The organism is Bacillus sp. DNRA2, from assembly GCF_012843265.1.
Classification (GTDB): Bacteria; Bacillota; Bacilli; order Bacillales; family Cytobacillaceae; genus Bacillus_BU.
In genome coordinates this window covers 202292-226461 of record NZ_JABAIT010000001.1, presented here as the reverse complement: position 1 = coordinate 226461, position 24170 = coordinate 202292, and the positions used below count along the sequence as shown (strand labels likewise).

General features: G+C 38.9%; 18 protein-coding genes. 1 reads left to right on the top strand and 17 read right to left on the bottom strand.

What is annotated here, in order from left to right; genetic code table 11:
• Nucleotides 1-140 precede the first annotated feature (140 nt).
• The 17 genes from ftsX to HHO41_RS00945 all read right to left on the bottom strand — a co-directional run bounded on the left by ftsX (nt 141) and on the right by HHO41_RS00945 (nt 20871).
• Nucleotides 141-1034: a permease-like cell division protein FtsX gene (gene ftsX / locus HHO41_RS01025; RefSeq protein WP_169095238.1), complete on the bottom strand. Its 894-nt coding sequence runs from the start codon at nt 1032-1034 to the stop codon at nt 141-143.
• On the bottom strand, nt 1024-1710 hold the full coding sequence (gene ftsE, locus HHO41_RS01020; protein WP_169094959.1) for a cell division ATP-binding protein FtsE: 687 nt from the start codon (nt 1708-1710) through the stop codon (nt 1024-1026). Before ftsE ends, ftsX begins: the two co-directional genes overlap by 11 nt.
• A 431-nt stretch (nt 1711-2141) precedes the next feature.
• Entirely contained in the window at nt 2142-2465 is a 324-nt protein-coding gene (gene cccB, locus HHO41_RS01015; RefSeq protein ID WP_169094958.1) for a cytochrome c551, read from the bottom strand.
• Between the two features lie 54 nt (nt 2466-2519).
• The gene (locus HHO41_RS01010) at nt 2520-3386 is read right to left on the bottom strand and encodes a YitT family protein (protein WP_169094957.1); all 867 of its coding nucleotides are present in this window, start codon (nt 3384-3386) and stop codon (nt 2520-2522) included.
• 76 nt (nt 3387-3462) lie between these two features.
• A protein-coding gene (gene prfB / locus HHO41_RS01005; RefSeq protein WP_169094956.1) for a peptide chain release factor 2 occupies nt 3463-4564 on the bottom strand; the annotation gives its coding sequence in 2 pieces (ribosomal slippage) (nt 3463-4491 and nt 4493-4564; 1101 coding nt in all).
• A 130-nt stretch (nt 4565-4694) separates the two neighbouring features.
• Nucleotides 4695-5993 carry a hemolysin family protein gene (locus tag HHO41_RS01000; protein WP_169094955.1) on the bottom strand — a complete coding sequence of 433 codons (1299 nt, stop codon included), beginning with the start codon at nt 5991-5993 and terminating at the stop codon, nt 4695-4697.
• Nucleotides 5994-6098: 105 nt separating this feature from the next.
• A complete protein-coding gene (locus HHO41_RS00995; RefSeq protein ID WP_169094954.1) occupies nt 6099-6782 on the bottom strand; it encodes a zinc metallopeptidase in 684 nt (227 codons plus the stop codon).
• A 282-nt stretch (nt 6783-7064) separates the two neighbouring features.
• A complete protein-coding gene (locus HHO41_RS00990) occupies nt 7065-7871 on the bottom strand; it encodes a TerC family protein (protein ID WP_169094953.1) in 807 nt (268 codons plus the stop codon).
• Between the two features lie 379 nt (nt 7872-8250).
• The gene (locus HHO41_RS22685; protein ID WP_169094952.1) at nt 8251-9993 is read right to left on the bottom strand and encodes a cytochrome c3 family protein; all 1743 of its coding nucleotides are present in this window, start codon (nt 9991-9993) and stop codon (nt 8251-8253) included.
• 228 nt (nt 9994-10221) lie between these two features.
• Nucleotides 10222-11334 (bottom strand): cytochrome c3 family protein, encoded by a 1113-nt coding sequence (locus HHO41_RS00980; protein WP_169094951.1) that lies wholly within the window; start codon nt 11332-11334, stop codon nt 10222-10224.
• 455 nt (nt 11335-11789) lie between these two features.
• Nucleotides 11790-13043 carry a cytochrome c3 family protein gene (locus HHO41_RS00975; RefSeq protein WP_169094950.1) on the bottom strand — a complete coding sequence of 418 codons (1254 nt, stop codon included), beginning with the start codon at nt 13041-13043 and terminating at the stop codon, nt 11790-11792.
• Between the two features lie 295 nt (nt 13044-13338).
• Nucleotides 13339-14493 carry a cytochrome c3 family protein gene (locus HHO41_RS00970; RefSeq protein ID WP_169094949.1) on the bottom strand — a complete coding sequence of 385 codons (1155 nt, stop codon included), beginning with the start codon at nt 14491-14493 and terminating at the stop codon, nt 13339-13341.
• Between the two features lie 108 nt (nt 14494-14601).
• The gene (locus HHO41_RS00965; protein ID WP_169094948.1) at nt 14602-15564 is read right to left on the bottom strand and encodes a 6-bladed beta-propeller; all 963 of its coding nucleotides are present in this window, start codon (nt 15562-15564) and stop codon (nt 14602-14604) included.
• Nucleotides 15565-15580: 16 nt separating this feature from the next.
• Nucleotides 15581-16276, bottom strand: coding sequence for a tetratricopeptide repeat protein (locus tag HHO41_RS00960; protein ID WP_248278314.1), 696 nt, complete (start codon nt 16274-16276; stop codon nt 15581-15583).
• 88 nt (nt 16277-16364) lie between these two features.
• Nucleotides 16365-17525: a NapC/NirT family cytochrome c gene (locus HHO41_RS00955; RefSeq protein WP_169094946.1), complete on the bottom strand. Its 1161-nt coding sequence runs from the start codon at nt 17523-17525 to the stop codon at nt 16365-16367.
• A gap of 40 nt (nt 17526-17565) precedes the next feature.
• Nucleotides 17566-18864 carry a NapC/NirT family cytochrome c gene (locus HHO41_RS00950; RefSeq protein WP_169094945.1) on the bottom strand — a complete coding sequence of 433 codons (1299 nt, stop codon included), beginning with the start codon at nt 18862-18864 and terminating at the stop codon, nt 17566-17568.
• Between the two features lie 663 nt (nt 18865-19527).
• Complete coding sequence (locus HHO41_RS00945; RefSeq protein ID WP_169094944.1) at nt 19528-20871, bottom strand: cytochrome c3 family protein; 1344 nt, start codon at nt 20869-20871, stop codon at nt 19528-19530.
• A 428-nt stretch (nt 20872-21299) separates the two neighbouring features.
• Here HHO41_RS00945 and secA point away from each other — a divergent pair, with 428 nt between their 5' ends.
• Entirely contained in the window at nt 21300-23813 is a 2514-nt protein-coding gene (secA, locus tag HHO41_RS00940; protein WP_169094943.1) for a preprotein translocase subunit SecA, read from the top strand.
• The last annotated feature ends 357 nt before the right edge of the window (nt 23814-24170 follow it).

Genomic DNA, 24170 nt, shown 5'->3' with positions numbered 1-24170 from the left:
GGAAAGGAAACTTAGCGAATAACCTGAACTGGAATCCGCTAAGCTTCCTTTTTATAAATTTCATTGCGTGATGTAATACACAATCAACACGAATTAATGCTAATCAACAATTAAATGGTTGGTTCTCCTCTAAACCAAAACTACACTTTTAGGAACTTACGGACAGACATTAAGCTTCCCCATACACCAATTAACGCGCCCATTAACAGAAGTAAACCTGACACTTGGAAAATAAATGGTGAAAATTCCAGTAGTTGGATGAAGTTGTCTTCCAACTTCGGTTTTAAATAGTCATAAACGTAGAAATATCCCGTTCCAACAACAATAATTGGCAAAATTGACCCAAGAATACCTAACCATAGCCCTTCAATGAAGAATGGCCAACGGATAAAGGCATTGGTTGCACCAACAAGTCTCATGATTTCAATTTCACGCCTGCGAGCCACAATGGTAATTTTGATTGTATTTGAAATTAAAAAGATCGCTGTAAATAACAAGCCGGCAATTAATGCTAAGCCAACATTTCGACTAATCTTGGTAAAACCAAACAGCTTTTCAACCTCGCCTTGTCCATATTTAACCTTGGCAGCAAATTCAAGCTTTTCGATTTTTTTTGCCGTTTTCATTGTATCAACTGGATTTTTCGTTTTTACGATATAAACATCGTTTAAGGGATTATCCTGTTCAAACAGCTTAAAGGCTTCTCCTTCTTCTCCAAGACTTTTGATAATACCCTGTAGCTCATCTTCTTTTGAGGAGAACTTTACACTTTTGACCTCAGGAATTTGTTCTATTTGTGTCCTCAAGACTTGTTGATCTTCTTTATTAGCTGCCACATCAATGTGGACACGAATTTCAACATCCTCTTCAATGGATGTTGCAACATTGTTGAGGTTCATCATAATCACGAAAAATACACCGACAAGTAAGAGTGTAACCGTGACAGCACCAACTGAAGCAAAGGTCATCCAGCCGTTACGAGCTATACTCCTTAAGCTTTCTCTTACATGACGGCGAATTGTCCTAATTTTCATAGCCATATTCACCCTTCTGTTCATCACGGACAATTTTACCTGATTCAATGGCAATAACACGTTTCTTAATCGTATTCACAATTTCACGGTTATGCGTTGCCATGACAATGGTTGTGCCCCGTGTATTAATTTCCTCAAAGAGGTTCATTATCTCCCAAGATGTATCGGGGTCAAGGTTACCTGTTGGTTCGTCAGCAATGACAACCTTTGGTGCGTTGACGATAGACCTTGCAATCGAAACACGCTGCTGCTCCCCACCTGAAAGCTCAGACGGTAGCATTCTTGATTTATGCCTTAAGCCAACTAAATCCAACGTTTCCATAACCTGCTTCTTAATGTACTTCGGTTGTTCCTCAATAACCTCCAGCGCGAAGGCAACATTTTCATACACTGTTAAACCCTGCAAAAGCTTAAAGTCTTGGAAAACGACGCCAATATTTCGACGCAATAGCGGGACTTTGCTATTTTTGATTCTTGAGAGGTTTACACCATTAATCATAATGTCGCCTTTTGTTGGTCTTTCCTCACGGTACATCATCTTAATAAATGTAGATTTCCCTGCACCACTTGGACCAACGACATAAACAAATTCACCTTGCTTAATTTGCACACTAATCCCATTAACGGCCGTTACACCGTTCGGGTACTTTTTGTATACATCCTGCATTTCAATCATTTATATCACCTTAGTCTAAGTATGTCATAGGAGCCTTCTTTTCTCTTTCTATATAAAAAAGCCTATTCGACAAAATTTTTATTTTTTTCAAAATCCAAACACCAACGTATTTAAACATATTACAGCAAAATAATACTAAGTCCGACAACACAACTAATTATAACATTATCATTTGTCATATTGATGAAAAAAAATATTACAGTTTCGTATCATAAATGTTATTTCAGGAATAATTTGTTGCAAATAGTGCTTTTGTCTTAGCTTAGATTCAACGGGTTTTTCCAATATATAACCAATTTTATTATAGTTTAGTCGACAAAATTCGCCAATAATCCACACTGTTAGTTCTTAAAAAAATTCCTACAAACTTCCTACAGTTATACGGCAATGAAAAAACGCCCCGGACATAATGCCCAAGACGTTTTATGTAATTATTTTTTCTCAGCTAACCATCCAGCTACTGCTTTAGCATCGTCGCCAGTTAACTGGCCTTTTGGCATTGCGTTACGGCCATTTACAATAACCGTTTCAATTTCGTCTTTAGATAGTCTTGATCCAACTTGAGTTAAATCTGGGAAGGCTCCACCGCCGCCACCTTTCAAGTCAGCTCCATGACAGCTAGAGCATTTTTGTTGGAACAACTTTTCAGGATCTGGCTTGCTGCTCGCAGTATCCTTTGTATCGTCTCCGCCACCGCCACAGGCAGCAAGTACGATTGAAGTTCCGATTAATAGGCCTAATAACTTCTTCTTCATTCCCTAAATCCCCCTTGAAAGTCAATGATACATCTCACAGATATTATAACAATTTTATGTCCTTTTGAAACCCTCTCCTAAAACCTCTGATGCCTCCATAACGATGACAAACGCAGTCGGGTCAATGCTTCTGACTAATTGTTTCAACTTTGTGAACTCTGTGTGATTAAAGACACACATCAAAATCGGTCGTTCATTGTCGGTATATCCACCATGTGCAACTAATTTTGTCACACCTCGGTCCATTTTTTTCAAGATGGCTTGTCGAACTTCATCTTCATTATTTGTAATAATCATTGCCATTTTTGACAAACTTAGCCCCACTTGAACAAGATCAATCGTTTTACTAGTAGCAACCAAACTCAAAAGTGCATACAACCCGCTCTCGATATTAAAAACAAGTGCTGCCGACAACACTATAAGTCCGTCAATGAGGGCTACACAAGTCCCGAGTGACAATCCACTATATTTATGGATAATTTGCGCTGCAAGATCCGTTCCGCCAGTCGATGCTCTCCCCCTAAATACGATACCAATCCCCAGGCCGACCATAGCACCGCCGAAAATTGCCGCAAGAAGCGGGTCCGTTGTCCAAGGGGCCCAGTCCTTTGTCAGAAACACAACAAATGGCAGGAACACTGTTCCAACCAGTGTTTTTACCCCAAATTGCCTACCAAGCAAAAGAACACCCGCGATGAACAACGGAATATTTAAAGCCCATTGCACATACGCTGGTTCCCAGCCAAGTACATCATATAAAATCGTACTAATACCGCTCACACCACCCGATGCAATCCGATTCGGAAGCAATAAGACATTAAAGGAAATGGCGACGAACGCTGATCCAACTAAAACGAATATATATTCAAATATTTTTGCGATAAGTGAGTTTTCCGCAAAGCTTTCCTGACGTCTTTTCATAGATGTTTCTCCTCGGTAAATTTATTCAAAAAAACCTATGCAATCCCATAAATCGCATAGGCCTTTTAAAACAAAATTAATTCAGTTTCGAGCGCAAGTAAGCATCGATAAATTGATTGATGTCACCGTCCATGACAGCTTGAACATTGCCGCTCTCGGTGTTAGTGCGGTGGTCTTTTACCATTGAATAGGGATGGAAGACATATGAGCGAATTTGGCTACCCCAGCCAATCTCCTTCTGCTCACCGCGAATTTCCGCTAATTGCTCCTCTTTCTTTTCAATTTCACGTTGGTAGAGCTTTGCTTTTAGCATTTTCATCGCAGCTTCCCTGTTTTTGATTTGCGAGCGCTCTGATTGGCAAGTTACGACAATACCGGACGGTAAATGCGTAATCCGTACAGCTGAGTCTGTCGTGTTAATGTGCTGACCACCAGCACCTGTGGAACGATACGTATCAATTTTCAAATCCTCAGTGCGAACTTCAACCTCAATTTCTTCATTGAACTCCGGCATCACCTCGCACGATACAAAGGAGGTGTGTCGACGCCCAGATGCATCAAATGGCGAGATACGCACAAGACGGTGGACACCCTTTTCAGCTTTCAAATATCCGTAAGCGTTATGGCCCTTAATTGCTAAGGTAACACTCTTAATCCCTGCCTCATCACCAGGTAGATAGTCTAACGTTTCGACCTTGAAGCCCTTCTTTTCGGCCCAGCGCGTATACATCCGGAGCAACATTGAACCCCAATCCTGTGATTCTGTTCCACCCGCACCTGGATGAAGCTCTAAAATAGCATTATTTTTATCATAAGGTTCACTTAATAAAAGCTCGAGTTCAAACTTGCTCAAGCGCTCTGTCAGTTCGCCCAACTCTGTTTCTAATTCTTCACGAAGCTCATCATCAGCCTCTTCTTTAACTAACTCATAGGTCACTTCAAGATCCTCATAGGATTCGTTAAGTTCATAAAAAACATGAACCTGATCCTTCAAGGCATTCGATTCACTAATTACAGTTTGAGCAGCCTGCTGGTCATCCCAAAAGCCGGGCTGTAGCATTGTATCCTCAAGCTCAGCAATTCGCGCTTCTTTATTTTCCAGGTCAAAGAGACCCCCTAAAACCCGCTAATTTCTTAGCTGTTTTTTCCAATTCATTGCGAATGTCCGCTAATTCCATTGCCAATTCACCTCAAATAAATGTTATTTATTATTATACTGTTTTCATCTAGCTTAGGTAAAGATATCAAGATTTTAGACAAAAAAAGCAGCTCTAAACACATCGGTTTAGAACTGCCACTATAAGGGGGTTATCCTTGCTTCTTAACTTCTAAAAATAAAATATGATGGCCGTCTATGTCTTTGACTTTAAAAATATAACCTTCCGCTTCCATTTCATCACCAAGCTTGGCATCAATGTTTCGAGTTAAGAACCATCCGCCAATCGTGTCGACATCTTCTTCAGAAAGATTAGTACCTAATGTATCATTAACCTCGTCAACTAAGACTTTGGCGCTAAAAATATAATGATTTGGCCCGATTTTCCGAATTTCAGCGACTTCATCTGCATCAAATTCATCACGAATTTCACCGACGATTTCTTCAAGAATGTCCTCAACAGTGACTAGCCCCGAAGTACCGCCATACTCGTCTAGTAAAATCGCCATATGAATTCTTTCTTTTTGCATTTTCACTAAGAGATCGTGAATTGGAATCGTTTCAATCACTCGAATTACTGGTTTTACTAAAGACTGCAACTGTAATTCATTTTCAAAATCCTCGCGTTTCAAGCTTGCTGTAAGTAACTCTTTTATGTTAATCATACCAAGGATATTGTCCTTATCGCCCTCGACGACGGGGTATCGTGTATATTTCTCTTGCTGGATAATTGTTTTAATTGTTTCTATGTCATCCTCAATATCAAAGCTGACAATCTCAGTTCGCGGTACCATTATTTCCTTAGCAAGGCGTTCGTCAAATTCAAAGATGTTATTCACGTATTTATACTCGCTTTGATTGATTTCTCCGCCCTCCAAGCTCTCTGAAAGTAAAATTCTTAATTCTTCTTCAGAGTGAGCTAATTCATGCTCTGAGGTTGGTTTTAAACCAAATAGTCCTGTAACTGCACGAGCAGAGTGATTTAACACCCAAATAAACGGATACATTAGTTTATAGAACAATCTAATCGGCCCTGCAACTGCTAATGTGACCGCTTCAGCTTTTTGAATCGCTAATGTTTTTGGCGCCAATTCACCAACTACTACGTGAAGGAAGGTTACACCACCAAAGGCAATGATAAACGACAATACACTTGATATCGACGAATCTAAGTGCAAACCTTCAAACAGTGGATGTAATAATCTTTCCACTGTCGGCTCTCCTAACCAACCAAGTCCTAAAGATGTTACGGTAATCCCCAACTGACAAGCAGACAAATAATCATCAAGATGGGTCGTTATGTCCTTAGCGGCAAGAGCACCTTTTTTTCCTTCATCTACTAATTGATCAAGCCTTGACCCTCGGACCTTTACAATCGCAAATTCGGTTGCGACGAAAAAGCCGGAAAATGCAATTAAAACTGCAAATAAAACAAGATTCGTTATTATCAAAATAAGGCCCTACAAATGTAAGGCGTACACCTCCTGAGTGTATCGAAAAATGTTAAGACGCTGGTGTTCATACCAGGAGCCAGACACTTTTCAAATTATATACGATTAATCGTCGTCTCCCTGCATAAAAATCATGACATATTTTAGTAATTCAAGCAAGGAAATAAGCGCTGCAGCAACATAAGTTAACGCCGCTGCCCCTAATACTTTTTTAACACCATTCTCTTCATCGTTGTACAAGAAACCTTCAGCGATCATTAAGTTGCGTGCACGAGAGCTAGCGTTGAACTCGACTGGCAAAGTAACCAATTGAAATGCAACCGCAACCGAGAAAAAGATGATCCCTAGACCGATAAGCGATAGTGCTTGAAATAGAAATCCGCCAATTAACAGAAATGGTGCAATTCCTGATGCGATGTTAACTGCAGGAAACATTCTGTGTCGTAGCGTTAATGCCTTATAGCCTTCTTTATGCTGAATAGCATGTCCAATTTCGTGGGCTGCTACAGAAATAGATGATATAGATCGACCGTAGTAAACGGCTTCTGATAGTCTGACCACCCCATGAATCGGGTCATAGTGGTCTGACAGTGTGCCGCGCACCACTTCAATTGGAATGTGTGACAAGCCATTACGGTCAAGCAACGCCCGAGCTACTTCTGCTCCTGATGCTCCCGTTCTGGTTGGCACTTCGACCCATTTGTTGAATGTTCCTTTAACACGAAATTGTGCCCAAAGCGAAATCCCAAATGCAATTAAAATCAAAAAGTCCATCGGGTGAAAAAACAAGTTGAATACCTCCATTTATTTTTTAGTTCATTTTCGAAATAGGGATGAGGGGCATTTCGCCCCCATGGTTAAAAACCTTCAATTATTTTGTACGAACGAATGACGAAAAGGTTTCAATATTATTATTCTTTCGCCAGTTGATTTCCGCTCCGGGCACTTCGCTTTCCGCGGGCGGTGCAGGGAGCCTCCTCGGCGCAAAGCGCCTGTGGGGTCTCCCTATGCCCTTTACTCCCGCAGGAGTCTCCGTGCCCTCCGCTCCAATCAACTATGTTCCTAAAAAAATCAGATGGCATTCGTTTCGTTTTCGGATGTTGCCGCAACAGCTGATGCTGGTTTTTCTTTTGAGAATAACCAACCACCAAGGGCAATTCCGACTAACACAACATAGAAGGTCACTTTCCAAAGCATGGAGTGCGAGAAATCTTCACTTAACACGCCAAGTGCAGGATGGGCCAAGGTATAAATAGCGAGCTTGACACCTACCCAGCCAACAATCATAAACGCCGCAATTTCTAGCCCTGGACGCTTGTGCAATAAATCAACAAACAAGTTAGCAGCAAAACGCATGATGATCAGACCAATCATACCACCTGCGAAAATAACAATGAATTTACCGCCATCAAGTCCGCCAATATTAGGTAACGGTGTGTCTGGTAGCATAACTGCCATAGCAACAGCTGCAAGAATTGAATCAACTGCAAATGCAATATCAGCGACTTCTACCTTTAAAACGGTCGTCCAAAAGCTTGATCCTTTTTTCTCAGTCTTCTGCTTATGTTCTTCTGCTTCATCATTTTTAGATTTAACCAGTTTTCGAAAAATATGATTCCCGGCCATAAACAGAAGATACAAGGCACCTACAGCCTGAAGTTGCCATACATCCACAAGGTATGAAATCACAAATAATGAAACGAAACGGAAGACAAATGCTCCTGCTAAGCCATAGAATAATGCTTTTTTACGTTTTTCAAGCGGCAGGTGCTTTACCATAATTGCCAGTACCAATGCGTTATCTGCAGCTAACAGTCCCTCTAATACAACCAAAACAATTAATACCCAGCCGTACTCCAATAATAATGATAATTCCATAAAAGAAATCCTCCTTTTAAAAGTAAGTTTCCGTCATATCCATCTGCGGCAACAAAAAAGACCCCTACCAAAGATGCGGTAAAGGTCTTAAAAATACAAAAAGACCTTTACTCTTACAAGTAAAGGTCTCGCTTACAACGTCACGTTGCCAATAAAGCCGGAGAAACATGCGCTTCTCGGAATGACGACTTTACTGTCCAGCTACTCCCCTTTAAAAGGAAATATGATATTAATACTAATGTACGGGAATTTTCAGCAACTGTCAATATAAAAATCTAATAAAGTACTTTGGATTAGCTATTTTAAAATAAAGTCTAATTAAATAAAAGCTGATTATAAGTTCAAAATAATCGAACTTATAATCAGCTTTTTTTAAAAACTATTCATCTAATTTTCTAGGAGCATGAGCAGTTGCTCGTAACTCTTCTTTAAAATCTGATGATATTACAGGACTATGACAGAACGAACATCTCTCACTTGCATCCCTGACCGGTCTATGACCGTAAAGAGAATCATCGAATTGAGCGGTATTTCCATACATCTCAATCGCCTTTTTAGTACCATCAATAGGTGTGAAATGACACTTCGTACAGAAATCTCGTTCCATTTCTGCCGTAAATTCGGTGCCAACTGTTTTCGGGAAAATATCTCCGGTATCTCGCTTGATATTGCCCAAATTGCCTTTTAACGAATAAACAGAGTCGGAATTACCGTGAGTTTCATGACAGTCCGCACAAGCCAATTGTCCCTTTAAAGGTGTTCCATCGGCTGCCGTACTGCCATCTGTTGCAGTCATATTATGACCAGAATAATAAAGCAGCGTTGGATCCTCATAAAATTGTTTTATGTTGCTACCTTTTACTCCATCATGACATCTTAAACACAAATTGAAGTCAGTTGCTAAACCAAGATTCTTTTTGTAATTATAGACTGTACCAGATTTATCCTTGATTTTATTAGGATTCTCTTTTGTCCAAGCAGTATGAGGGTTGTGACAGCTTGCACAGGATTCGCCCTCATCCTTAATATTTTGATGGCTTTGAAAATGAGGTGCGTCAGAATCATATTCTGGCATAGCTGAAGCAACTGTCCCATCGTGACAGGCCATACATAAATACTCGCCTTGATCATCCTGGACTGTACCACCAATTAAATTTGCGTTGTCACCATTGTGGGTACTATGGCAATTAGCACAAGAATTCGTATTCATTCCAAGACTTCCATGAATATCAACTGAATGTATCTCAGGACGTGTTGTAAATTTAAACGCCTTAGGAGTAATATTTAATCCTTGGTCATTTTTTATCTCAGGATTAACATAAACTTTATATGTTGTTCTAGCACTCCAGGTTTGACCTTCAGGCAAGGCTAAAGTAATAACATATTCATTACCAACTTTGGTTAATTCTTCGCCTGCATCATTTGGAACAATTTTTAAAGCAACCTTCTTACTAAGATCGGTTTCATTTGCAGGAAGCACAATTAATGGTTCAGCGTAATTTTGTAACGTACCTGCTTCAGTAATCTTAATACGGAAAGTTGAATTTAGTCTTACATTTGTTAAGTCCTGTGCTGGTAAATAATTATCAGCGTTTGGTGCTTTATCAGTTTCTGGTTCGTATTTACTTAGACCTGCAGCTAATCTAAGATCTAACGATTGACCTTGTGGTTCCGTTAAATCTAGCGGTGGAATGGTATCTAATACTGCAGCTTCCCAAGTGGCACTATCATATGCCATTAGCTCAATACTTGTAACTACTGGCCTGATTCCATTTGCTTCACTTATGGAAAATAATGCAGGACCTTGCTCTAATGTAGTTTGGACATTTTGAACCTGGGTTTCATTGGTTTCTGTTATTGGAGTAGAAATTGGTCCTTGTTCCTGTGTTGCATTCGTTTCGGAATCAGAAGGTGTTTTATCAGTTGAGATTTCTCCACCATTCACTACACTGTCTGTATTACTAGTAGTTCCATTCTCTTGTGTAGTAGTTTCCGTTAATGATCCACCTTCAGCAAAAAAAATATTTTCTTTAGGGAATGGTAGGATGAGAGAACCCCAAAAAACAAACCATATTGCACAGTATGATAGTAGTTTCTGTATATAGTTCGTTTTTTTCTTCACTACAGTCACCTTTTCTTTGATTATTAAGATGATAATCTATTACCACCTATTTTTATTATATCAATAGAATAATTTCTATTTATCTCTAGATTAGAAAACTTTTTGACATTTATAAGGGTAATAGCCATAATAATAAAAAACAAGGTAACAATAGTGATATTGTCACCTTGTTTTTGTTCACTTTTTAGGCTAGCAAATAGATCGGCTATTTGTTAGCTTTTTTTGGAATTATTTAATTCCACCTTTACCTGAATAATCTCCACCAGGAACTGCTCCTGATGCTGGATATGTGCTTGTACCTGGAGTATTAGCAATTGCATGTGTAGATTGGTGACAAGACCAACATACAGCCATATTTGTGTATCTCTTTAATGCTGAAGAACCGCTCTTGCTTACATCTTTCATGTAATCTCTAGCAACTTCTTCTGTCCAACCTTTTCCACCATCAACAACTGGCTTTTGAAGGTCAGCAATAGTCTTGCCAGCAGTGTCTTTTAATAATGTAATATCTGTACCGTGTGAATAGTGACATGCTGTACAGCTACGACCAGACTTAGTGCTGTTTGTTGTATGAGTGTAATGAACGCCATCTGCTTTTGGACCATTCTCTCTATTTTTCAAGTAGTCGTCATGACAAGATCCACAGAAATTTGAGTAATTTAATTTGTAATCATAAACCTGAGCTTGTGTGTAGCCATCAGCAGGTTTATTGTAAATACCATTTGATTTATAAATTTTTAGTCCAGATAGGTCTGTAGCATTATTAATATCTGCATATGCTGGATCTAAATCTAAGTCAAGTTTAATTCCTGCTGTACCAGTAGGTACTGGATTTAATTTTGTAATAGTTTCAGTATAACCTACAATTGTTACGTTGAAGTTACCGGCAAATGCTTTACCAGCTACTGATTCATTTAATAAACGGTCGTTTGCTGATCCGTGTGGATTATGACAGCTTGAACATTCAAATGTTGCAGTAGATGTATTAGCTAGTGCACCAGGAGCTGATTTTACTGCTAATTCCCCTTGAACCGAGTGCATTGAAGAACTTTGATCATGTGAGTCCATGATACCTGCTTCACTTGCTACAGTTACATCGTAGAAGCCCATTGTACCATCATGACATGACATACAAAGCTCATATTCACCACTCTTAAGTAACATATCATCTTCACCATTATGGGTGCTGTGACAGTTTGCACAAGAGTTTGTGTTGTTTTGGAAGTTACCATGCGTTTTGTGAGTATTATCAGCACCAAAGTTATCTTTAGTACCAACATTTGATGGTAAAGTTACTTCTGCAGCAGCAAAAGTCGCAAACATGCTTATTAAAATAAGCATAAATAAAGCAGAAAAGCCTACTTTTAACTTACTCATTTCAAAAAACCTCCCTAAAATTCTCTCTGTTTGTTCTTTCTCTTTTTCTCTTTTAATCTAGTGGTATTAATAAATTTGAATACTTCTTTTTATACACCACCTCCTTAAAGGAAAAATACCTTAACATATCTTTATTTCTTTATTCACATTTCGTTAATAATTGTTATGTATTCTATTATTAAACAACCGTTCATGAGTAAAAAAACGGTTGTGATTTATCGATTTAAAGGTGCAAATATACTCTATAAAAGATTCTATTCTCAAAAATATCCAACCTAATATTTACATTTTTATTATATCAACATAACTATTATCTGAGATTATCCAAAAAGAACATTTTTTGACAATTTATTAGCATATTTAGAGGTAAAAACAAGGGAACAAAACGAATTTATAGTTCCCTTGTTTTTGGTTATTTCTTAGTTACCGTATTTCTCAGACCAGTGTTCGATAACTTCAGCAAGTTCGCCTGCAAACGCTGGATCATAAGATGCTGATTTCCAGTTAGTTACTCCATCCCATCCAGGTTGAGAACCGTCTGGAGCTGTATACATATAAAGTGGAGTATCAGGAGAACCAGCAGTATTTTGACCTGCGGCAGCTGGGCCACCTAAACCTTCAGCACCGTGACAAGAGAAACATACTGACATGTTAGTGAATTTCTTAAGTGCAGTTCCTTTTGCACTTACATCTTTGATGTATGCTTCAGCTTTATCTGCAGTAATAACACCATCTGCTACTAGTTCAGCAGTTGTTCTACCTGAAGAATCCATTAAAGTAGTATTATCAGTTCCGTGTGCATAGTGACAAGAAGCACAGTTTCTTCCACCCTTATGGCTGTTAGTAGTGTGTGTGTAAACGCCTTCTTCTTTACCACCATTGTCAAGATTTGGTTTCTTAGCTGTTCTTGATGCTAAATAGTTGTCGTGACAAGTTGAACAGAAGTTGCTATAGTTCATTCTGTCTCTTGCACCATCTGGACCTAAAGATTTAGTAATCTTTAATCCTGATAATGTTGAGTTGCTATTGATGTCTGCATATGCAGGGTCTTCTTTTAATACAAGCTTAATAGCTTGTTGACCTGTAGGGATTGCAGTCGTTTTACTGAATGATGGACCATGTGATGAACCCATTTTTCCAGAAACATTGTAAGCATATGCTTTACCAATAACTGTTTCGTTTAATAAACGGTCATTTGCAGATCCGTGTGGGTTATGACAGCTTGAGCACTCAAGTTCAGCTGTTGAAGTGTTCTGCCATGCAGCTGGGGCTGCGCCAATTTTCACACCTGAATCAACATGGTGCATAGTTGCGTCTTGGTGTGATTCATTGAAAACACCAGCGCCACTTGCTGCAGTTACATCGTAGAAGCCCATTGTACCGTCATGACATGACATACAAAGATCATATTCGCCAGCTTTCATTAACAACATATCATCTTCACCGTTGTGCGTGCTGTGGCAGTTTGCACAAGAATTTGTGTTGTTTTGGAAGTTACCGTGAGTTTTGTGTGTGTTTTTCTGACCAAAGTTGTCAACATCTCCGACATTAATACCAGGTGCTGGATTTGTTGAAGTTGGAACAAATGGTTCTTCTGCAAATGCAGCAGTTGCAAAAATGCTAACAAGAACGAACATTAGCAATGCTGAAAAGCCTAATTTTAACTTGCTCATTTTTAATAAACCTCCCTAAATTCTCTCAATCTCTTTTTCTCTATTTTTGATTAGGTAGAAACAATTGATCTTTCTGTTGAGACATCACCTCCTTTAAGGAATTTTGGATAAACAGTTCATTATATAGTAACGAAGGCTACCTTTTTGGGAGGTAATCAAGATAGTCCTCGTAATGTTCAAAGTTATGTGAATATGTTACGGTAATTAGATTTAGGAAAAGGTAACAATGAACATTGTTACCTTTTCCAATTAGAGTATCTTCTTTTAAAAATCAATCAATTGATAGAGATATAAATTATTTAATTTTTGCTCTACCTAATAGACGGCCATCTCCACCAAGGAATTGAGGATCAATCTGACCTTTTGCAATACTAGAACCGTGACAAGCAAAACATACAGCCATGTTTGTAAATTTCTTCAATGAAGAACCTTTTACGCTAACATCTTTCATGTATTGCTCAGCAGTTTCTTGAGTAAATAGGTTTACACCGTTAGCATCTTTAACTTGTAATAAAGCATCGATATTTCTTCCTGCTGCATCGATCATAGTTGTTACATCAGTACCATGTGCATAGTGACAAGCTGCACAGCTACGGCCTTGGCTAGAGCTGTTTGTAGTATGCGTATAAGTGTCATGTGTATGTGTTGCAGTAATTGCAGAGCCTGTGCTTGGTTTTCCAGGCATTGGATTGCTTGAAGAACCTGCATTACGCTTTGCAAAATAATCATCGTGACAAGCGCCACAGAATTGAGAATAGTGAATTTTATCATTCACACCTGTTGCAGCGATAACTGATCCTTTTGGACCATTTGATTTTGTAATTTTTAATCCACCAGTACCTGTTAATGCATTAAGTTCTGCATATGCAGGATCATCTGTTAATTCAAGTGCGATTGTTTTTGTTCCAACTGGAGCAGGTGTTTGAACACCATTAACTGCATAAGTTGCAAATGCTTTACCAGCAACTGTTTCGTTCAATAAACGGTCGTTTGCAGATCCGTGTGGGTTATGACAGCTTGAACACTCTAATTCAGCTGTAGAATTATTTGTAAATTTACCAGGTGCGCTACCAATTTGAATTCCTGCATCTACGTTGTGCATAGAAGAACTTAAGTGTGAATCATCAAAAGTACCTGCACCACTATTTTTTGTAACATCGTAGAAGCCCATTGTACCGTCATGGCATGACATACAAAGTTCGTATTCGCCATCTTTCATTAACAACATTTCATCTTCACCATTGTGCGTGCTGTGGCAGTTTGCACAAGAGTTTGTGTTGTTTTGGAAATTACCGTGTGTTTTGTGTGTACTTTCATTACCGAAGTTATCGACGCTACCAACATTAACGCCTGGACCCGGATTAGTAGTTGCTGCAGAAGCACCAGCTGCAAAGATGCTTACAAGAATAAGCATTAAGATAGCTGTAAATGCTATTTTAAGTCTGCCCATTTTAATAAAACCTCCCTAAAATCTCTCTGTTTTTTCTCTCTAAAAAAAGGTAGTATGATAAATTAATAACTATTTAGCTTCAACCACCCCCTTTTAGGTAAAAAAAGATTAGTAGAATACAGCAACACGCTGATTTACAGTATCAGTGACAAAGAGCGTTCCTCTTTCATCAATAAACATGCCGTTCGGAAGGTAAAGTTGTCCGTTTCCAGATCCCATTCCACCTAATTCAAACTTTTGCTTTCCATCCTCATCAAAAGCGTAAATAGTGTGAGATAAATTATTTACCACATACAATACTCCATTTGAATCTACTGCTACACCACGAGGGTTAAGGAAAATCGTATCACCTTTTCCATCTTCAGAGCCGTTAATGATTTTGATAAACTTTCCTGCTTTATCAAAAACTTGAACTCTATTATTAGCAGAATCGGCTACATAGATTTGACCATCATCATCGACAGTAACAGCGTTTGGAGCAAGGAATTTACCTTCGTCTGCACCAGGACCACCGATTTCCATTACTTTATCTCCATTTAACTTAAAGACAAATACTTTGTTGGCCTTAATGTCAGTTACGTAAAGCTTTTCATCAAAAATTCGTAGTCCACCTGGCGATTTAAGAACTTTTTCTTCGTCCTTGAAGTACTTAATAAACTTACCTTTAGAATCAAAAATCGAAATATTTGCATTGTACATATCGGCTACATAGACGTTGCCTTTTGTATCTCCAGCAACACCATAAGGGAATTTGAATTCACCTTCTTTTGTTCCTTCTTTACCAAACTGGAATACAGGTGTTCCAGATTGATCATAAACTTTCACTTGTTTGCTCTTTGCATCACTTACGTATACCAAATCATCAATGACTGAAACATCCATTGGTTTTGCAAGTGGTTCGTTGAAATCTCCATAGATTGCCTGAGCGTATACAGGTTCTTCCTTTGGATCCATAGCAGCAACAATTGGTGTTAATTTAGAATCTAGGTTAAAGAAGTAGACGACTGCAAAAAAGGCAACCGACAAAACAACTATTGTGCTCATCCATATATAAACTGTTTTCTTTTTCAAGTGTTGTCATCTCCTTTTACTTGCTGTCTTTGTCCTTTGTTTTTCCATCGATTCTTTCAAGACCTTCTGAAGCAGCCTTGTAAAGTGGATCAAAGCTTAATGCCTCTTTAAAGAATTTTTCTGCTTCTTTATATTTACCTTGATCTTCAGCAACTTTACCAATTTCGGTAATAACATCACAGTTTGTTGGAGCAATTTTCAAGGCTTCTTTAAGAGATTTATCAGCTTCCTTGTACATCTTAAGCTCACGGTATGTCATTCCAGCTAGCAAATGACTCTTGAAGTTTCTTGGCGCAAGGTCAACCGCTTTTTGAGCTTGTTTTAGAGCATCGTTATATCTTTCATCATCTAAATAAACTAAGCCAAGGTTAAAATAGGCACCAAAATATTCTTTATCAAGTTCAACAGCCATTTTTAATTGCTTGATGGCATCGCTGTTATCACCTTTTACGAAATAGGTATAACCTAGGTTTACTCGATTCTCAGCATCATTTGGTTCAGCGTCAACTTTACCCTTATAATAGTCAAGCTGTTCATTTATCCGTTCCTCATCAGCATTAGCCCAGAGGTACTTATCACTTACAAAATAACCACCGACGATACATACTAATAAAGTTCCAAATATTAATAGAAAAGACTGCCACTTTGTAAATTTGTCGTTTTTGATCTTTTCTTGCTTATCACTACGGTTGGGTTCATGTGTGATCGGCATTTCTTGTGCCCCCATCATTATCCACCTCAAATTTCTTAAGTTATTTACTTGATGTCAGACAAAATTGAAATTGACAAAATTCAATTAGTTATTGCTTATGACAAGAAGTACATTTTTTCTCAGCGTGACATTTATAACAAGTTTCTGATGGTTTTTTAACATTATCCACAGGAACTGGATGTCCACTCTTCCAATTCTTTTGACTATGCTTACTTGGGTGACAAGTAGAGCAATTTACTTGATTCTCTCCAGGTGTGCTTGTTTTCTTCAAATCATGACACGCTGAACAGTTTTCTTGATTTTGCTTGGCAAGACTAGCATGATTTCCAAAGAAACTGTCTTTATGGCTCTCAGGTCGTTTACTATGACAATCCTGACAGAAAGTATTTTCCTTTGCGTAACTAAACTGGTCTTTCTTTACCTCAGCTGTACCATCGCTTAGGTATTCAGCAACGACAGATTTTTTTTCGTATCCTTCTAAAGGCTTATCTGACATGTATTTATGACAGGAGTTACATTCCGCTAAATCTGTTTTAGCCTGTTGACCATGGGCTGATGTTTTAAAGTTTGCTTGTTTATGGCTTTCTGGTTCCATTCCAGATGAATGACATGTACTACATTCATTTGATACTTTCCTTGCCTTGTGGCATTCCATACATGTATCCATGTCTGGTTTAACAAACTTTTGGTCCTTCATTGCAGTTTCGCCGGTTTTATCATCCCATTTTTCATAATCTGTTTGGAAGGTCATTTTCCGGTCAGAAATCTTACCATGAGCAGTACCAACATGACACTGAATACATTCAATATCTTTATTTTTGTGTTTATCGTGTGGGATAATGATATCCCCAGTCACCGTGAAATTCCGCTTGTTAATGTTGTGACATCTCTCACAAGCTGAATCAGGAATTTCATTTGGCATTTTAATTGGAGCCGTATAGGTTTGTGTCCCCTTTTTATACACTTGTGCCAATCCGTTAACTTTTGCTTTTGCATAATTCTCGGTGCCCGGAGTTATATGACATTGTACGCAGTCCACCTCACTGTGACTCGAAGCTTTCCACGTATAAAATTCCGGTTTCATCTCGTGGCACGAGGAGCAGAACTTCGAACTCGAAGTCGTTTCTACTCCTACTGCCCCGATTGAGAAGAAGATAACTAGCATAAAAAGCGCAACGGTTAAGTACTTATAAAGCTTGAAGCGATTCTTGTTGGTAGGGGAGGTCTGTTTCTTTTGATCTTCTTCCATTTTTGACCCTCCTGTTTACATCCATTGACCAATAAAAATGTTATTTCTCACCTTTAAATCCAGTTCTGTGACAGAATTCGCAATAAACATCGGTTGGGGCATTCGTTACTTCGCCTTCTTTAACCTTTGCGCGATCGTGGCACACTAAGCAGCTTTCTTTATCTTGGCTGGTTTGTGCCTTGCCAGAGTGCTGTGTTAACCACGCATCACTGTCACCATGACTTTGCGGGCGTTCAGCGTGACACGCACTACAGAATTGATTTTTACGAGATTCAGTTTTTACTACATTAATATCTTTTGTATATTTTTCTTTGCCGTTACCTTTTAGAAGTTCATTAATATCTTGTTTGGCAAAGACTTTAATCCATTTAGAATCTGTGTGACAGTTAACACACTTATCAAACTCTTCGATTGCCTTGCTGCCATGACTTTGATTCCAGTCAGCATTTTCGTGGCTCTCCGGTGTACTAATCTCTTGGTGACAAGTTGTACATTCCATTGACAGCTTTACATCAGCGGTTTGCTTACCTACAGCCATCAAAATAGTATCTTGTGTTTTTTGGTGACTTTCTTCGGACTCAACTGCTTCTGTCTTATGCTCTGCTTCTTTACCATGGCTGCTCTTAGGTAGGCTATATGCAATGTCCTCCCATGGCTTTTTACCTTCGTTTACTTGGGTATGACAGTCAATACATGTCCCCATGTTTGGCGCCATGTACTCTTTGCCCATAAGCTTGTCTGCAACTTCAGGAGTCCACTTGTCTAAATTCTCCTGTGTGTTTAGGCCTCGTTCAACGATTTTCGAGTGCGCTACACCACTATGACAAGTAACACAAGGAATGTCCTCTTCGATATGCTTTCCATGATTTACTTTCAAATCACCTGTTGCCGTTACTAAGCGGTTCTTAGAGTGACACTGTAAACAGTTTTCGTTTTCCACTGCAACCGTCTGTGCAATTGGATTTGGCGGTCCAACAACGTGATAGTATACTTCTTTCAATGCTTCAACCTTGTGCACTACCGTATTAACCGGACCTGGTTTTACGTGACACTGTACACAAGAAATTTCACTATGGGCACTTGCTGAATAAGTAATATGTTCAGGTCCCATTTCATGACACGCTTTACAAAAAGTTGGAGTTGATGTAGCTTCAATCGCTCCATACATTGTCCCTAATAATGCAATAAATACAAATAATGACACGAATAGTAACTTCCATCGGTTAACAGGATCTTTCCAATCCGTTTCTTTAATCTTTCTTATTAACCTCCTGATCAATCCAGGCTTTTTTTCGGCTGGATTACTTTCTGGGGTCTGTTTTTTTCTCCAAAAAGCCACTGATGTTCACCCTTTCTGCTGTTGTATTCTAGTTATTTTATCTATGGTTTTTACCTCTCTAATGGTAGTATCTAATAAGTAAGCGATTTTTCCAAATGGACAATTTGTGAAAAGATGTGGTATTCTTATCCGTTGGATTTTACACTCTAGATACAGTAAAAAACATAAAGGTGATGAAAAACTATTAAATCAACAGTTTAAGCTAAGTGGTGTTTTTTGTATTATCTTTAACAAGTTCTAGATGATGCTAATTACTCCCCAATAAATTATATTGATATTTAAAAGATAACCTAAGAAAAACACACAAAAAACACACAAAAGTGGCAAATCAGAAACAATAATGTTTACACAATGTGAACTTTGTTACAGATTTTCAACAAAAACCAATACATACTTAAATTCTTTTGGAAAAACCTAAATTCTAGCTGTTTTCTATACCAAAATAACATAAAAAAGCAAGGTGGTAATCTTTACCTATTAGATTACCACCTTTAAAAACCTATTTAGATTAACTTTATTTCGTTGTAATCCTCGCTTAACTTTTGGGTCAGTTATGTAATCCACTGGTGTCTTCATTTAATTTTCCGCCTACCTGCAACCTATCGCAAACGAGAATTCACAAACTTTTTTCACTTTTCAGAGAAACTGTCTTTCTGAAATGGACTACAATGATTCCCCTTTAAAGCCTGTTCTGTGACAGTATTGGCAGTAGATATCATTTTGGGCTTTTACGTTTTCTGTTTTTCCTTCATCTTTTGTGCTTTCAATTGCTTTATCTCGATCATGACAAACAAAGCATTTAGCCTTTGCTTCATCCGTCCGCGCACTATCTGCATGGCTACCAGTTAACCAAGTGTAGCTGTCGACATGGCTTTGCGGACGTTTTTCATGACAGGAGCTACAATATGGATTTTCGCGAGCTTCCTTTTTCACGATTGTTGCGTTTGGTGTATATTTCTCTTTTTCAGTGGTACCATTTAGTAATTCCTTGATATTCTCTTTACCTAACACCTTGATCCATTTAGAATCGCTGTGGCAATTAACACATTGGTCAAGTGTTTGAATGGCTGCATCGCCATGGTTTTGTCCCCAATCGCTATTGGTGTGATTAGCAGGAGTACCTACCTCTTTATGACAAGTGCTACATTCTTGCGACACCTTGACGTCGGTTTTTTGGACACTAACTTTTTTGAGGACTAATTGCTGCTGGTTTTCCTTATCTTTATCTTTTTCTTTCTCTGCAGCTTTCGCTACCTTTTCATCTTCTTTTTTACCGTGTCCTTCTGCATGTGGATTTTCAGGTAAAGCGTAAGATGGATCCTTCCAAGGCTTTTTGCCCTCATTTACTTGCTTATGACAATCGATACAAGTACCCATGTTTGGATTCATGTTGTCACTGCCCATTAATTTATCAGCGTTTGCAGTCGTCCATGAATCGTATGTTGTAGAATCATTGATGCCACGTTCTACTACTTTTGCGTGAGCAACACCACTATGGCAGGTAATACAAGAAATACCTTCCTTAATGTGATCGTTATGCGCAACAATGAGGTCACCGTTTGGTGAGACTTCTCGTTCCATAGAGTGACATTGCAAACAGTTTTCATCCAAAACAGCAACCGTTTGCACGATTGGGTCTGGCGGACCAACAATATGGTAGTATACTTCTTTTAATGATTCCATTTTATGAACAACCATCTCAACATTACCTGGTGCAATATGACATGATACACATGTTTGCTCACTATGTGCGCTTTTTTCAAACGTTACATGTTCGGCTGCCATCTCATGACATAATTTACAGAAGGAAGGATTATTGGTGTAAGCAATTGCTCCACCAACAAAGCTAATACCGCCAATAAATACAAATAATAATACGACAACTAACTTCCAGCGGTTAACTGGATTTTTCCAATCAATATTCTTAATTCTTCGCCACAATCCCGGTTTTTTACTCTCGGGATTATCCGCAGATGGACCCTTCTTTCCTCTCTTCCAAAAAGCCATTTTTACTCACCCCTCTTTTCAAAATATTATCTCTCTATAACAATAGTATCTTACAAGATATGGTTAACTTTCCAATGGATATTTTGTGAAAACTTTCTCAATTCTGACAAATTGCATCGTTATCACATTAATAATCATTCAAAAAGGAGTAATGTTAATATTTAACTTAGGTTATAGGGAATTCCACAATTGGAATAATACTGTTAAATCACGAATTGAAATGTGAATAGAAATTGAATCTTAGGCTATTAATCACAAAGTTCACTCATTCTTTACAAAATCAAAGCAGCCGTGAAGTTGTCACCCTATATCGGAAGTGATAATATTAGTAAGAAATTACTCGATTTATTTTAAAAGGATTTAGCTTATTTAAGGCGAATCCTATATCATTAACGGTTTTCTTGAATCGAATAAAGGAGCGTCACTAAATGCTTGGAATTTTAAATAAAGTATTTGATCAAAACAAGCGTGACTTAAAACGTTTAACGAAATTGGCAGGACAAATTGAAGCATTGGCTGGTGAAACTGAAAAGCTGTCTGATGACCAACTTCGTGAAAAGACTGCTGAGTTTCAGGCCCGATACCAAAATGGTGAAACTGTTGACGATTTACTTGTTGAATCATTTGCAATCGTACGTGAGGGTGCACGTCGGGTATTAGGCCTATATCCATATCCAGTTCAGCTCATGGGGGGGATCGCTCTTCATGAAGGGAATATTTCAGAAATGAAAACTGGTGAGGGTAAAACGTTAACAGCAACGATGCCTGTTTATTTGAATGCGATAACCGGAAAAGGCGTTCACGTGGTTACTGTCAACGAATATTTGGCTAGCCGTGACGCAACGGAAATGGGACAGCTTTATGAATTCCTTGGTTTAACTGTTGGATTAAACCTTAATGGAATGTCTAAGGAAGAAAAGCAGGCAGCATATGCTTGCGATATTACTTACGGAACGAATAACGAATATGGCTTCGACTATTTGCGTGATAACATGGTGCTTTATTCAGAGCAAAAAGTTCAGCGCCCGCTTCACTATGCAGTAATTGATGAGGTTGACTCCATCTTAATCGATGAAGCCCGGACTCCGTTAATTATCTCGGGCTCTGCACAAAAATCAACAGCATTATATATTCAAGCAAACGCTTTTGTCCGTACTTTGAAAAAAGAAGACGACTATACGTACGATGAAAAAACAAAGGGCGTTATGCTTACTGAAGACGGGATCACAAAGGCTGAAAGAGCATTTGGTATTGATAATCTCTTCGACTATTCTCATGTAACCTTAAACCATCATATCAATCAGGCCTTAAAAGCAAATGTCAGCATGCATTTAGATGTTGATTATGTTGTCCAAGAAGGCGAAATTATCATCGTTGACCAATTTACTGGTCGTTTAATGAAAGGGCGCCGCTATAGTGAAGGATTGCACCAAGCGATTGAAGCAAAGGAAGGCTTGGAAATTCAAAATGAAAGTATGACTTTAGCGACCATTACGTTCCAGAACTATTTCCGGATGTACGAAAAGCTTGCCGGGATGACTGGTACCGCCAAAACCGAGGAAGAAGAATTCCGTAACATATATAATATGAATGTTATCGTCATTCCTACAAATCGTCCGATTGTTCGTGATGACCGTCCAGATTTAATTTACGCTTCAATGACTGGGAAATTTAATGCTGTTGTTGAGGATATCACAGAGCGTCATAAAAAAGGGCAGCCCGTTCTAGTGGGTACAGTTGCAATTGAAACTTCAGAATTGATTTCGCAACTTTTAACGAAAAAAGGCGTTCGCCACAACGTGTTAAATGCGAAAAATCACGGACGTGAAGCCGAAATCATTGCTGAAGCCGGTCATCAAGGTGCCGTCACCATCGCTACCAATATGGCTGGACGCGGTACCGATATTAAACTTGGTGAAGGCGTAATTGAACTCGGTGGACTTGCAGTCGTTGGTACCGAGCGTCACGAATCACGCCGTATTGATAATCAGCTGCGTGGACGTTCTGGTCGTCAAGGGGACCCTGGGGTAACGCAATTCTATCTTTCCATGGAAGATGAATTGATGCGCCGTTTCGGATCTGACAATATGAAAACAATGATGACTAAACTAGGCATGGATGATTCGCAACCGATTCAAAGTAAAATGGTTTCGCGTGCCGTTGAATCAGCCCAAAAACGTGTTGAGGGCAACAACTTTGATGCCCGTAAACAGCTCTTACAATATGATGATGTCTTACGTCAGCAGCGTGAGATTATTTATAAACAGCGTAATGATGTTTTGGAATCCGAAAACCTTCGCGATATTGTCCAAAACATGATTATTGCCTCAATTTCACGTAATGTGGATACTCATACACCTGACAATGAGGATGAAGAAGCATGGAACTTACAAGGCATCGTTGACTACTGTCATGCGAATTTGCTTCGTGAGGGAGACATTACTATTGCTGACCTCCAAGGCCAGGATCCACAAGAAATGAAGGATCTAATTTTTGAAAAAGTTAAAGAGCGTTATGCTGAAAAAGAAGAAATTCTTTCAGAAGAGCAAATGCGCGAATTCGAGAAGGTTATCGTTCTACGTGCGGTTGACGCAAAATGGATGGATCATATCGATGCAATGGATCAGCTTCGTCAAGGTATCCATTTACGTGCCTATGGTCAAATCAATCCTTTGAACGAATACCAATCAGAGGGCTTTGCAATGTTCGAGGCTATGGTTGAGTCAATTGAGGAAGAAGCAGCCATGTACATTATGAAAGCTGAAATCCGCAATAACCTCCAGCGTCAAGAGGTAGCAAAAGGTCACGCCGTTAATCCGAAGGAAGATGGCGAAGCAGTTAAGAAAAAGCCTGTTGTGAAAAAGAGTACGATCGGCCGCAACGATCCTTGTCATTGCGGTAGCGGTAAGAAATATAAAAACTGTCACGGTAAATTTGAATAGAAGTTTTGGATGCGGAAGCGGACTGTCGGGAGCCTATCTCTCAACAGTCCGCTTTTTTGTGTGTGTTTGTGGGGCGATGAGGATTAGTGCCCTGTTTTTGTGGGCTGAAACTAATCTAGGGCACTTATCTAGTTATTAGTACCCTAATTCTGGGGGACGCCTCTAATCTAGGGCACTAATGTGGTTATTAGTGACCTATTTTTGGTGGAAGCAACTAATCTAGGGCACTAAGACCTACCATTAGTGCCCTATTTCTGGTGGAAGCAACTAATCTAGGGCACTAAGACCTACCATTAGTACCCTATTTCTGGTGGAAGCAGCTAATTTAGAGCACTAATCACTACCATTAGTACCCTA

Coding starts and splice junctions, on each gene's coding strand:
- ftsX (WP_169095238.1), bottom strand. CDS start 1,034: ATGAAAATTAGGACAATTCGCCGTCATGTAAGAGAAAGCTTAAGGAGT.
- ftsE (WP_169094959.1), bottom strand. CDS start 1,710: ATGATTGAAATGCAGGATGTATACAAAAAGTACCCGAACGGTGTAACG.
- cccB (WP_169094958.1), bottom strand. CDS start 2,465: ATGAAGAAGAAGTTATTAGGCCTATTAATCGGAACTTCAATCGTACTT.
- HHO41_RS01010 (WP_169094957.1), bottom strand. CDS start 3,386: ATGAAAAGACGTCAGGAAAGCTTTGCGGAAAACTCACTTATCGCAAAA.
- HHO41_RS00990 (WP_169094953.1), bottom strand. CDS start 7,871: ATGGAATTATCATTATTATTGGAGTACGGCTGGGTATTAATTGTTTTG.
- HHO41_RS00980 (WP_169094951.1), bottom strand. CDS start 11,334: ATGCTTATTTTAATAAGCATGTTTGCGACTTTTGCTGCTGCAGAAGTA.
- HHO41_RS00975 (WP_169094950.1), bottom strand. CDS start 13,043: ATGAGCAAGTTAAAATTAGGCTTTTCAGCATTGCTAATGTTCGTTCTT.
- HHO41_RS00970 (WP_169094949.1), bottom strand. CDS start 14,493: ATGGGCAGACTTAAAATAGCATTTACAGCTATCTTAATGCTTATTCTT.
- HHO41_RS00960 (WP_248278314.1), bottom strand. CDS start 16,276: ATGCCGATCACACATGAACCCAACCGTAGTGATAAGCAAGAAAAGATC.
- HHO41_RS00955 (WP_169094946.1), bottom strand. CDS start 17,525: ATGGAAGAAGATCAAAAGAAACAGACCTCCCCTACCAACAAGAATCGC.
- HHO41_RS00945 (WP_169094944.1), bottom strand. CDS start 20,871: ATGGCTTTTTGGAAGAGAGGAAAGAAGGGTCCATCTGCGGATAATCCC.
- secA (WP_169094943.1), top strand. CDS start 21,300: ATGCTTGGAATTTTAAATAAAGTATTTGATCAAAACAAGCGTGACTTA.